The sequence below is a fragment of the Microbulbifer mixtoriginis (SeqCode) genome (assembly GCF_052467235.1).
Map to the genome: position 1 here is coordinate 2244283 of NZ_CP174305.1, position 12878 is coordinate 2257160.

The following is a 12878-nucleotide window of genomic DNA, read 5'->3' on the forward strand; positions in this document are numbered from 1 at the left end:
ATGGGTTGCCTGGGGCGGTTTTATACCGCTCCAGGCAAATATCGATCGAAATCACCCCGCCAGCTTGCCTTCCAACTTATCCTCAAGGCGCCTGAATAGACTCACAACAAACTCTCGAAAGACTTTAAATCGCAGCACATTGCGGTGTTCCGGTGTAGAGACCAGCCACAGATCGTGCAGGCTGGAGGGCTCCGCGCCGGGTAAGCGAATTATTCCATTAATCCCATCGGCGAGAAAGCAGGGAAGCCTGGCTAAGCCCAGTCCACTTCTGACGGCTTCTAGCTGTATCAGGCCATGGCTGATCTGATGTTGATAGGGCAAATCTGGATAAGGGGTGTTTTGAGCCCAGTTCACCTTGCCATCCTCACTACTCCAGCCGAGCCAGCGGCCGTGCTCTGGTAGAGATTCTGCAATATAGGCTGGCGAGCCGTAACAGCAACTAGGTAGGTTGGTAAGCTTACGGGCAATAAACCTTTCGGGTATCTCAGCACCTTTGGGCAGGATTCTCAAAGCCACATCCGCCTCGTGCTTCTCAAGGCTGAGCACCTGGCTGGTCACTAGGAGCTGAACGTTTATCTGCGGGTAGGCGTTAGTGAACTCATTAAGGTGCGGAATCACAAGATGGGCAGCCACGACATCAGGCATGGTAACGCGTATTTCCCCAGAGAGCCGATGGCTACCACCCTGCAAGTGTTTCTGTGCCGCGTCGAGGTACTGCTCTGCGGATTTGGCATAACCGAGCATGGCTTCTCCATCTTCGGTTAGTTGATAACCTTTGGAGTTACGGTAAAACAGTCTGGCTTGAAGCCTCTCTTCAAGAGCGTCAATACGGCGGGATACAGTGGAGTGGCTCACTCCAAGGTCTTCGGCAACGCTGCGGGCACTATGACTCCTGGCAACCGCAATAAAGAACTGAATATCAGTCCATTCAATGGATCCTTTATGCAACACAGTGTCCTATTTTGTTATATTCCGTTGCAAATAGTGTCCAGCTAATCTGTCTCCCGTCAATGTTTATTGCACCGAACATCCTGGGAGAATCCAATGAAAATCGTTCAAGTTAAGAGAGAAATTGCCATAGACCGCCCGATTGAGGAGGTCTGGAAAGTGCTTGCTGTGGATTTCGACACCGCTTACCAATGGATGACGCTGATACCGCATTCCTTTGTCAAAGAGGGTACACCGGTTGGCAATGCCAGTGTAAAAGGGCGTGTCTGTGTACTGACAAATAAAGGCCCCAATGGTCTTGTCGCCGATGAAACCATCACAAGATTTGATGATAAAAAGCATGAACTGGATGTGTCTGTAGAAACAAAGAACACGCCGCCAGGATTTCCGGTGAAGAAAAGTTTATCGCAGTTTAAATTAGAGGCTTTATCCGAAAATGGGACAAGAGTGAGCTTCACTGCGAATATGGAGCTGGGTGCCATTGGTGGCGTACTGAGCCCGGTAGTGAAAAAAATGACAGGCACACAGTTTGGTAAAATGTTGGAGGACCTAAAAAATCATTTGGAAAAAGGCCGGCATCTTACCGGTGAGGCCGCTGCTTAGTTAGCTGAATATTAAGAATATAGTTTTATAAGCCCTTCTGTTTCTGCTGTCAGCAAGCAGAAGGGAATGGGAAAAAAGCAAAGATAAAAAAATATTTTTTGCAGAGAAATCTGACAAAAGCCAAAATTATGAATTAATCGCTATGCATAAATAAGAACTATTTGATCGCGGAAGATTGGGTATTTTGGAAGAAAAACTAAGGGAAAAAGAAAGTTTTTAAAAAAAGGCGGAGCAAAAATTCCCCCGCCGATCTATGAATTTATTTTTCCAGTAATAACCCGCACTCGCGATGTTCTTCACCCTTGGTCGGATCAAAATACACATCATTATCCGGCAGTTCGTTTTCGTAAACGTACTCTTCTACATCAATCTCTTTCAAATGAAACATTGGCGCTATGCGAATGGTGCCGTGATTCCCCTGGGTAAAAACATCCAGGTTTTTACGGTGTGCATTCTGATCGTGACGAATGCCGTTTAGCCACACATCCGGTTTCAATTCCTGCATGGCGCGGTTAAACGGTTCGAGCTTGACCGTACGCGAAAAGAAGTCGTGCTCGGGAGTATCCAGGGCTGGAATACCACCGTATACAGCGTTGTAGTGGGCCGCGGACATCTTTGGAGAGTAGGTACGCAGATTGAGGCCCAGCTGTTTTACCACATTTTCAATATGGCGATAGGTCTCAGGAGTGTTGTAACCGTGATCCACCCAGATCACCGGAATATCCGGCTTGGCTCTGCTCACAAGATGTAGAAAGGCCACAGCAAGGGGGCGGAAATTGGTAAAGACTACCGGGTTCTGGGCCTTTTCCATGGTGAATTGCATGATTTCGCTGGGTTTAGCCTCAGCAAAAGTCTGATTCAATACTGCCAGGTTGGCATTGTGATGAAAGAAGCGGCCTCTCGAAGACTGCAGGGCATTACTGGAAGCGTTGTGTCCCATAAAAATCAGCGCATTGGAAAACTAGAATGGAAGTCATGCTACCCGGATAGCTTGTCGCGTAGAAACAATAAAAAGGAGTGAATCAATAAGCTTCGGTTATAAGTAATGGGTTCAACCTCGGATATTAGGTTATGAACTCAGGGGCGAAGACCTCCACAGGACATAAAAATCTGATGCTGGCCATATTCGGCATTGTATCCGCGTTGTGTTTCTACAAACCCATGTTTTTGCAGGAAATAACGCGTGCGCAGGTTTTCACGAAATACTTGAGCCTGGAGTTGTTTACATCCCCTGGCAACAGCCTGAAGTAAGGTGGCGCCAATACCACAGCCGGTGAACAGTGGGCTGACACAGAGGTGGGCGATGTTATCCCTGTCCACCAGGGTAATAAAAGCCTCCGCAACGGCGCTGTGGCGGCCGGTAAAGACCAGGCATTGGTTGGATCGGCGGCAGTCTCTACGAAATTCACTTCGGTGCTGCAACCAGAACTGACGGGGCAGCGAAGGGTGTGAATTTGTTACAGCGTGTAGCCAGAGCTGTTCTAGCCTATCCAACTCTTTGAGTTCTGCCATTCGTATCATGGGCATTCCCAAAGTGGATACATGGGCCCAATGCTAGTCAGCTCAAAGAGTAGATCCTAGGAAACATCCAGTTATTAGGATAGAAACTAAAAACAAAGAGGTTTTTTCCTCGTAAAGGCGCCAAAAAACAAAAAAATGTTCTGTCATATCCCACCCTTCTAAGTGGTAAAATACAATCATTCTTATTAACAAAAACAATTACAAATTACTTAGATTCATTGGAGGGTTCATGAAGAGATTTTTCCTGTCGCCAATGGCTTTTGCCCTGGCGGTTGCTGCCGCAGCTCCCAGCCTCGCTGAGGAACGTTTAGAGAGCGTATCCGTTATTGGTAACTCCGATTCTGTCTCCAAGCTGCCGGGCTCCGCGCACCTGGTTGATGCCGAAGAGCTGGCAAAATTCGAGTTTGTGGATATCAACCGTATGATGCGCTCGGTTCCGGGGGTCTACATCCTTGAAGAGGATGGCTACGGCCTGCGCCCGAATATTGGAATTCGCGGTGCCCAGGGTGGGCGCTCCGCCAAAATTTCCCTGATGGAAGATGGAGTCCTGGTGGCTCCAGCACCCTACTCGGCACCGGAAGCGTATTACTTCCCGAGTGCTGGCCGCATGGATGCCATTGAAGTAGTGAAGGGCCCCGCTGCGTTGCAATACGGCCCATTCACCGTGGGTGGTGCGGTAAATATGTTGAGTACCCCCATTCCCACTTCCAGCCAGGGGATGGTGCAGCTGGAAGCCGGTGAATACGGTGAGACCCGTGTGCACGCACACTATGGCACCAGCACAGAAAATACCGGCTGGCTACTGGAGACCCAGCAACAGTATGCCGACGGTTTCCGCGAAATTGATCGATCTGGCAGTGCAGATATCGCCAAAGAAGACTATCTGCTGAAAGGTCGCCTGCAATCCAATGCGGATGCGACCTACCGCCAGCAGTTGGATATCAAGCTGCAGTACTCCGAAGAGGAGTCTGGCATGAGTTATCTGGGCCTAACGGATGCCGACTTCAAGAAAGATCCGAACCGTCGATACGGTATCAGCGCCCTGGATGAAATGCAGAATCGCCACAGCACTATCCAGCTGAACCACAGTATCGAGCTGAGTGGCAGCTTTACCCTGCATACCCAGGCTTACTACAACAAGTTCAAGCGCGACTGGTTTAAGGTCAGTGAGGGGGACTTGATAGATGCTGTTAATACCGGCGGCAGTGTTGATGGAGTCATAGACCCCCAAGCGGTATTGGATGGCACTGAGGATTACATTTTTGGTGTTAAGCACAACAACCGTGAGTACGAGGCCAAGGGCCTGCAGATTAGTGCTGATTGGCACTTTAACACCGCTTCCGTTAGTCATGAGTTGACCTTTGGAGTACGCCAGCATCAGGACGAAGTGGATAGATTCCAGCCTGTGGAAAATTATGAGCAGGTTGATGGCAAATTGGTGTATCTGAGCACAGATATTCCCGATATCGTTAAAGAAAGCAGCAATAACCGAATCGAAGAAGCCGATGCAACTTCGTTCTTTATCTACGACGATATCCAGCTGAACGATAAGCTGACTCTCACTGCTGTTCTTCGCTACGAAGATATAGAGACAGAGCAGCAGCGTTATAACGACGCCGAGCGGTCCGAGAAGGGCAGTTACCGCACCAATCAGGTGGATGAATGGCTGCCAGGTTTGGGGCTTGTTTACCAGGCAAGCGAACAGTGGAGCCTGCTGGCAGGTGTGCACCGTGGTTTTGCCCCTCCTGGTGCAGGTGCAGCCGATGGCCAGGGGGCGGAGTTATCCACAAACTATGAATGGGGTGCTCGCTTTGATAACGGCAGCCTGAATGCCGAATTGATCGCCTTCTACAGTGACTATGAAAATGCTGTGCAAAACTGCTCGGTGGCGGTGAAATGCCCCAATGGTGCTGAGAGTGGAACCTACCAGTTGGGTGAAGCAGAAATCAAAGGGCTGGAAGCTACGTTTGGAAGTGAGTGGGTGCTCACAAATGGTTGGATACTACCGGTGCGGGCAACCTATACCTTTACTGATGCAGAAATCAGTGAAGATAGTGACGGCAATGACCTGCTTGCCGGCGATAATCTCGAATATCTGCCTGAAAATGTGTTTGCCGTATCTGCCGGCCTCGACAGCGGCGCAGCCTGGCGTTTAAACCTGACCGCGGCTTACCAGGACGAGATGTGTGTGAATACCGGTTGTAACCGGGGGAATACCGATAAATTCGATTACACAGAGTCTCTGTGGGTTGTGGATGCCGCTGCGCACTACGATTTCAGCGCAGACCTGACCGGTTACCTGAAAGTGGATAACCTGTTTGATGAGCAGGTGATTATCAGCCGCAGTCCCGATGGTGCCCGCGCCAACCGGCCGCGCACCGCCACACTGGGTATGAAATACGTTTTCTAATCCCACAGCGTGACAGAGCAGCGGTCAATTAGAAACCCCGGCGTAAGCCGGGGTTTCTTTTACAGTGAATAGATGCACGCTACCAGCGGCTGCCGCCCAGGTGGGCAAAGTGGGCCTTGAGGTAGTTGGTCTCAGGAATTGCCGGATGTATTGGATGGTCTGCGCCCTGGCCACCGCTGGCGAGTATTGAAGCTCTACGGCCCAATCGGTGCGCCGCACCGCGTACACAATCGAGCAGTTCTTCCGATTGAAGATGCATAGAACAGGAAGCACTTACTAACAAGCCGTCCTCCGACAATAAACGCATAGCCAGTTCGTTTATGTGGCGGTAAGCGGCAAGGCCGGCCTTGTGATCTTTGCGTCTTTTAATAAACGCGGGGGGGTCGAGCACTATGACATCAAACTTCTCGCCCTCGGCCACCATGGCCTTCAGAACCTCTAGCGCCTTACCTTGCACCGTATCCAGTCTGTCGGCAAAACCGTTGTGCTGTGCATTCAATTGACACCAGTCCAGGGCCTGCTGCGAGGCATCTACACAAACCGCGTGACTGGCGTCGTTGGCCAGAGCCTGGATTCCCCAGCCGCCCGCATAGGAGAAGAGGTCCAACACACGCTTCCCTCGTACCCAGCGGTTTAACAGGCGGCGGTTTTCGCGGTGATCGTAGAACCAACCGGTTTTTTGCCCCTGGTGAACTGGCGCCAAAAGCGGAACGCCATTTTCCTCAAAGGGCACTAGTTCTGGCACTTCTCCGTAAGCAATCTGGTTAATGAGGGGCATATCCTCAACTGCACGGCCCTGGTGGTCATTGCGCAGTAAAATTCCTGTAGGTTGAGTCAGCTCGATTAACTTATCCACAACCACCTGTTGGTAGCGATCCATGCCCCAGTTGCTGACTTGTACGACTAGATGATCGTTAAAGCGATCAACGACCAGCCCCGGTAGGGCATCGGAATCTCCGTAAACCATACGGTAGCTGGGGTGGTCGAAGTAGCGTTGCCGCTGTAGCAATGCGGTTTGCAAGCGCTCACCAATGTCATCTTCGGAAAAATTGTCCTTGCGGCTCAATAGGCGGGCGCAGATTAATTGACTGGGGTTGACCCAGGCTGTGCCCAGAAGTTTACCCTGACTATCCAGAACCTGGCACTGGCTCCCCGCTTCCAAGCCTTTCAGCGGGGAGCGCTTGGTGTCCACCTCATTACTGTATATCCACAGGTGGCCGCGCTTTAAACGGCGCTCTGCGCCGCGATTCAATATTAATTCCGCCAATTGGGGTCTCCGTAAGCTGGGGTGATTCGCGGAGGCAATTGTGCTTGGCTCTGGGGATAGGTCAAGGATTTCGAGTCTTTGTGGATAAACAGGATCGATGCGCAGTGATCAAAGAGCAAAGTACGAGTAAAAGTGTGAATAACTAGCTACTGGGTCATTTTGTGGATAACCCACAGGAATTTAGATATTCAGTAAGCAGAGTAGCTCTCTAAGGATGTGAGCACTTACAAACATAATGTATTCTCGACAATAAATGTAGTCACAACTTCTGCAGAAGGATGGGTATTTAGCAGAAATGGTTGGTAAAGTGCGAATTAATCGGCAGAATTTACCGCCAAGATAAAATTGTGCCTTGTTGGCGTTGTGGAAAACTCTATCAATGAAATTGACTCAGGACCAGTCTATTCAAATTGCCATGTTTATCTATCCGGGCGCTTCCAGCTTGGATGTGACTGGGCCACTGGAGGTTTTTGCTCTGGCCAATCATCTCCTCCGTGAGGAGGGGCGATACCCTTCTGACTTTTACAAAATCCAGTTATTAGCTGAAGAATCCGGGCTGGTACAGATGGGCACGGGTGTAAAGCTGTATGCGGATTGTGGATATCGTGAGGTGAAAGATATCCACACCCTGTTGATGAGTGGTGGGCCGCCTGGAAGTTATAAAGCCCTCTATTCCCAAACAGATATTCTCGACTGGCTGTGTGAACAAAAACAGGTGGTTAAACGGATAGGCTCAATTTGTAATGGTGCTTTGATTTTGGCTAAGGCTGGGGTGCTGTCTGGTCATAAAGCAACTACCCATTGGGCAAATGTGGATGAGCTACGGCAGTTTGCCGATATTGAAGTAGACCCTGATGCAATTTATGTATGTGATGATCATATTTATACCTCGGCCGGTATTACCGCGGGTATTGATCTCGCTCTGGCGTTAGTCGAGGAAGATCATGGGCGTAGTTTGGCACTGGCAATCGCCAAACTAATGGTCCTCTATCTCAAGCGAGATGGCGGCCAGCGGCAATACAGCAGCCACTTGATGAATCAGCAACAGAGTGATCGCTTTGCCAGACTTGTGGAGTGGATTTACCAAAATTTAAATCAGTCTCTCACAGTAGAAAAATTGGCGCAGGAATCTGCTATGAGTCCCCGTAATTTTTCCCGCTGCTTTCTCAAGGAGCTGGGAGTGACCCCAGCGCGCTTTGTCGAAAATATCCGTGTGGAAAAAGCCTGCCAATTGTTGTCTGAACAAAACCTGTCGCAGGAAAAAATAGCCTGTCTATGTGGCTTTCAATCCCAGGAGCAATTGAGACGCACGTTTCGAAGACATAAAGGCATACTTCCCAGTGAGTTTCGCCGGCGATTTCATTAAATAAAACTACAAAGGCAAACTCATAATCCATCGTGAAATAATATTATTTTGTGTTCGGCTGTGTTCAATTGAGAATTAAATGAATTATTGGCCTTTTGATAATTTTTTAATTCTCCTGAATGACTGCTTTTTCAACTAAAAAAGATGAATAGTTACAGTATGGGAAAAACACTTTCTTAGATTGTTTCCCAATTAAAATGTCAGAATTCGTCGTAAGTGTGTCTTTTGTTCCAATAGCTGCAATGTAATAATTCTAGGTTCAAAATTTTTAGGTACGTGTTAACCGTTAGATCTCACAGATATGGCTTAGGGACTAAATAGATAGATCAGATGAAAAATAAAAAGTTTTTGCTGGGTATCTTTGCCCTGCTGTCTTGTATTGGCTATTTGCTCTGGCCGGTTTATCAATTTTATGCCTGGTCTCTGGATTCGTTACCACTTAGTCCATTTGGTTGGCAGGCGTTAGCCACCGAGGCACCATCGACACAAAAGCTTTACCAAAAAGAGCTGCAACCGGCAGCAGATCAGTCGCTTAAAGCCATTGAAAAGCATCGCCAGAAGATTGGTTCTCCTGCAATTTCTGCTGCAGTCTCGACTTGTGGCAAGCTTGTTTGGGCTGGCGCATCTGGATGGGCAGATTTGGAAGAGCAAATACCTGTTACCACTGAGACACGTTTTCGTATCGGCAGTACCTCTAAGGCTCTGACTGGAACAGCTCTGGCGCGCTTGGCACAGAAGGGAAGTGTTGACCTTGACAGTTCAATATCAAACTACCTAGAAGCATTGCCCAACCCGGAATGGGCAGAGATAACTCCACGCCAGTTGGCCTCTCATATGTCGGGTTTACCACATTATAAGAAGAATTCTGATTGGCTTGGTTTGTATAAGACACTGGCACTGGACACTCATTACGACAGTATGTACCAGGCCCTGGAAATTTTTGACAATAGTGAATTGTTATTCCAACCAGGCACAAATTTTTATTACAGCACCTTGGGGACTGTTCTTCTGGGAGCAGTTCTGGCTGGTTCAGAGCAAAAAAGCTATTTGAATGTGATGGAAGACGAAGTCTTTATTCCTGCCGGAATGAAAAATACTGAGGTCTCTCCATTAAATGGCAATATGGAAAGAAATATTGCCCGTTTCTATAAAAGTAATGGTTTAAGCGGGGATGAACTTCGCCTGCGTGAATGGCGACCGGTGGATTTAAGTCATCGTCTGCCGGGAGGTGGTTTTATTTCCACACCCACTGACCTGGTAAAGCTTGGTGCACACTATCTCGACGACAACTTTTTAGCTGCTGAAACCCGGGAAGTTTTTTTGTCCCCACAAAAGCTTGCTAATGGAGAGGTCAATAAGCAGCACTATGCGTTGGGTTGGCGGTACCGAGAACAAGAAATTCCATCTGTCGGAATAGTGCGTCATGCTAATCATGGTGGTGTCAGCCGCGGCAGTCAAAGCTGGTTGATGATTATGCCGGATCACAACTTGTCAGTGGCAGTAAATATCAATCGTAAAACAAAAGCTTTTTGGGATTTTGGTCGTATCTCAATGGATATTGCTGAAGCTTTTATTCGGCAACAGGGTAAATTACGTTGTAAATAAAAAAACCGGCCAAGACCAATAGCTCAGCCGGTTTCTAAAAATACCCCCTCTGTCAATCATGGGAGGGAATGGCTTTCTATTGGGTATTCACCATAACTTCGGTTTCGGCAAATACGGTCTCACCGTTACCGTGGCTGAGAATTCCCAAGGCTCGGGTACCAGGGGAGAGATCCAGCCACTCCAGATTGATAGTGCCACTACTATTTATTTGTGCCTGCGGCGGAGCTGTGAGCTGGGTATTGCCGTTGTCTCCACTCAGGTTAAAGTTAAATAGGGTAAATGGCGTAGGGCCCTCAGCAGAGGCGTAGTCCACTACGAATACCGCATACTGACCTGAGGAGGGATTGACTAAATCGACAGATTCAGCGGAAGTCGGTGAACCGCTGGTGCCCACCTCTGGGAAGTCGGGGCCGGGGCCGTAGACTTGTAAATCCAAGTCGTCGCTGCCACTACCATCGCCCACATCCGCATCAAATAAGGCTACGCGGGCAAGCTTTGTACCCTCCGGAATATCGAAGAAAATCAGCTGGTTTTCTCCATCCTCAACGCTACCAGGGAAAGGTACGCCTTCCGCCAAGCCGTTGATATCCACTTGATAGTTGCCGTTATAACCAAACTGCACGGGCAGGTTTACTGCACCATCACTGCCATCGGCACTGATCTTCTGAGTTGTGGATAGTGGAACCGGGCGTACAGCGATAGGACTGCGTACTTCCTGGCGTAAACCAACGGATTTCCAGCTTAATTCGCCAAATACCCACTCGTTCATGGCCGCTTCTTCGGTAACCGTAAAGGTAACTTCAAACTCGGCGCTATCTCCTTCTCTAAGGCGTAGAGTCCTAGGGTTAACACTGACCTCGACACCTGCGGGTGCCTCTACAGAAGCCCAATACCATCTCTGGCCGCGGCCGACGCTGGTGACACGGCGCTTGATAGTTTGCGTGCCAACCAATTCGCCGATGCCGATTGATGGCAGGTTGAGATCACTGGAATCCAAGGAATAGCCAGCGGAAACCAGTCCCTCGCAGGTGCTGGCCTCGATAATCTGCGGCTGATTTTCTGCGCCACAGAGAAAGGCTAGATAGTCGTTGAAACCGGCATCGTAGACTAGACCGGGGTCGAAAGCCGCGGCGGGCACTATAGCGCCTGCACCAATATCGAAGGGATCAGCGGCTTCGGGTCCGAAGGACTTTTGCAGGTCGGTGCGCGCTGTACTCATCAGTGCGGATTTGGCCATGGCCGGGCTCCAGTCCGGATGAGCCTGTTTTAACAGGGCCATAATACCGGCGACATGGGGGCTGGCCATGGAGGTGCCATTTTTGGCGGCGAATAGGTTGCCGCCACTCAGCACCGGTGAAGTACCGGCGAGAATGCCTACGCCCGGTGCTGCCACATCCGGCTTGATAATATCCGTCGCACCTACGTTGTGGCCGCGGGAAGAAAAGCTGGCGATGCGGTCTTCGCGGGAAATCTTCAGCTCTGGATCCAGGGTGCCCGTGACCCCCGAATTCTCAACCAGCATGGCGCCATCCGCATGGCGAATCATCACACCGGGGATCGTAGTATCCGGTGCCGACATAACGATCGGATCCATACGGTCTACAGCACTGCCGTCGTTATAGACAACAATGGCCACTGCGCCGGCGTCTGCAGCATTGTTGTATTTAGTACTGAAGGAGCATCCCCCACGCTTCACCAGCGCGATTTTGCCTTCAATGGCCTCGGAGTTGGTGAGTGCGGAGCAGGCCTCCAGAGGGGCACCCACAACAACAGGTGCCGATAGTAGACCTGCATCTTCCATAGTGATCGGGCCGTTGCCTTCACGGGCATCGTAGGTGCCCACAACCGCTTCAGGGGCATCCACCTGCAGGGCCGTGCCAAAGCTCTGGTCGTCTTCGGCAGCCGCCACTGCGGTAATCCAGGGGACACCGGAAGGCGTGCCCATTGTTTGTGGGCCTGGGCCATCATTGCCGGCAGAAGTGGCAACAAAAACGCCCGCATCGGCGGCAAACAGGAAGGCGATCTCATCAGCACCGGTAAAAACGGTACTGGAGCCACCCACTGAGAAGTTGATGACATCCACACCGTCGGCCACGGCTTCGTCAATAGCAGCCATGGAGTCTGCCGAGGAGCAGCCGCTATCGTCCGGGTCTGGGGCATCCCAGCACACCTTATAGGCCGCGATACGGGCACGCGGCGCCATACCGGTCAGGGTTTTCCCATCTGGGGTCACTACACCGTAGTTCCCTGCGGCAGTGGTGGCGGTGTGGGTGCCGTGTCCGTCCGCATCCCGTGCAGAGAGAAACTCGTAATCCGCCAGAGTCTTGTTGGAGAGGAAGGCGTCTGAAAAAGACTTGGCCTTGATCAGTTTGTTATTGCAGGTAAAGGCGGCGTCACCGGGGTTAAAGTCTGTGTTACCAAACTCACAGCCCTCACCGATAAAGGATTCAGGCACTGGACCATAGGAAATATTGACGCCACGATTACCCTGCCGTGGCGTTGGAACATCCATCAGGCTCGGGTGTTCTGGATGAATACCCGAGTCGATTACACCCACGACCACATCCTCACCGGTGATTCCCCAGAGCCAGGGACTGGGTGTATTTGTCAGGCCGAGGAAGTCTGCAGTGGAATCGGTATGCATTTTCAGCAGGCGATCTTCCCAGACGCCTTTCACATCTTTATGGCTACGCAGTGCTTCGGCATCTTTTTCACTCATAACTGCGGCAAAGCCGTTAAAGGCCGCCTTGTATTCATGCACTTTGCGTGCGCCGGGCACCGCGGAAAGCACCTGTTGACGACGTGTTTTGAGAAAATCGGAGTAGTGGCGATAGCTACTACTGCGCGGGTCAGCCTTGCGACGTACATTGGACTTAGCGCTGGAGAGGCCCGCGACTGTGCCGCTGTAGGTGGAGAGTGGCTCGCCATCGAGCTGTACGATATAGACCTTTTTATTCTTTTGGATTTCGGGGGTGAGTGTGTCTGCTACTGAGGCTGCGAAACTACTGCCAGAGCACAGCAGGCCCGCAATAAGCGAGGAAATTATTTTTCTTTTCATTGAGTTGTCCCATTTTTTATTTTAACAGGCGGGTAGAGGTGGGAGAGAAAGTGCGCTGTTTATCCAATGTCACTGACACCCAACAAGCCATCCTTGGTCT

The 12878-nt window shown here is 50.3% G+C and carries 9 protein-coding genes; 4 read left to right on the forward strand and 5 right to left on the reverse strand.

Annotation, left to right across the window (positions count from 1 at the left end; genetic code table 11):
- Positions 1-51: 51 nt before the first annotated feature.
- A complete protein-coding gene (locus tag ACJJIO_RS09885) occupies positions 52-951 on the reverse strand; it encodes a LysR family transcriptional regulator (protein WP_444910882.1) in 900 nt (299 codons plus the stop codon).
- Between the two features lie 93 nt (positions 952-1044).
- On the opposite strand from ACJJIO_RS09885, the gene ACJJIO_RS09890 reads away from it, so the two are divergent.
- On the forward strand, positions 1045-1551 hold the full coding sequence (locus tag ACJJIO_RS09890; RefSeq protein WP_444910883.1) for an SRPBCC family protein: 507 nt from the start codon (positions 1045-1047) through the stop codon (positions 1549-1551).
- A 259-nt stretch (positions 1552-1810) separates the two neighbouring features.
- On the opposite strand, the gene ACJJIO_RS09895 is transcribed toward ACJJIO_RS09890, so the two are convergent.
- Both ACJJIO_RS09895 and ACJJIO_RS09900 read right to left on the reverse strand, forming a co-directional pair.
- On the reverse strand, positions 1811-2491 hold the full coding sequence (locus ACJJIO_RS09895; protein ID WP_444910884.1) for a phosphoadenosine phosphosulfate reductase domain-containing protein: 681 nt from the start codon (positions 2489-2491) through the stop codon (positions 1811-1813).
- Between the two features lie 137 nt (positions 2492-2628).
- Entirely contained in the window at positions 2629-3072 is a 444-nt protein-coding gene (locus tag ACJJIO_RS09900; RefSeq protein ID WP_444910885.1) for a GNAT family N-acetyltransferase, read from the reverse strand.
- Between the two features lie 229 nt (positions 3073-3301).
- Here ACJJIO_RS09900 and ACJJIO_RS09905 point away from each other — a divergent pair, with 229 nt between their 5' ends.
- Positions 3302-5482 (forward strand): TonB-dependent receptor family protein, encoded by a 2181-nt coding sequence (locus ACJJIO_RS09905; protein WP_444910886.1) that lies wholly within the window; start codon positions 3302-3304, stop codon positions 5480-5482.
- Positions 5483-5561: 79 nt separating this feature from the next.
- On the opposite strand, the gene ACJJIO_RS09910 is transcribed toward ACJJIO_RS09905, so the two are convergent.
- Entirely contained in the window at positions 5562-6749 is a 1188-nt protein-coding gene (locus ACJJIO_RS09910) for a class I SAM-dependent rRNA methyltransferase (RefSeq protein WP_444910887.1), read from the reverse strand.
- Positions 6750-7128: 379 nt separating this feature from the next.
- Here ACJJIO_RS09910 and ACJJIO_RS09915 point away from each other — a divergent pair, with 379 nt between their 5' ends.
- The gene (locus ACJJIO_RS09915; RefSeq protein WP_444910888.1) at positions 7129-8115 is read left to right on the forward strand and encodes a GlxA family transcriptional regulator; all 987 of its coding nucleotides are present in this window, start codon (positions 7129-7131) and stop codon (positions 8113-8115) included.
- 330 nt (positions 8116-8445) lie between these two features.
- Positions 8446-9720, forward strand: a complete 1275-nt coding sequence (locus tag ACJJIO_RS09920; RefSeq protein WP_444910889.1) for a serine hydrolase domain-containing protein — start codon at positions 8446-8448, stop codon at positions 9718-9720.
- A 76-nt stretch (positions 9721-9796) separates the two neighbouring features.
- Here the strand turns inward: ACJJIO_RS09920 and ACJJIO_RS09925 are convergent, their stop codons facing one another.
- Positions 9797-12778, reverse strand: a complete 2982-nt coding sequence (locus ACJJIO_RS09925; RefSeq protein ID WP_444910890.1) for a S8 family serine peptidase — start codon at positions 12776-12778, stop codon at positions 9797-9799.
- Positions 12779-12878: the final 100 nt, after the last annotated feature.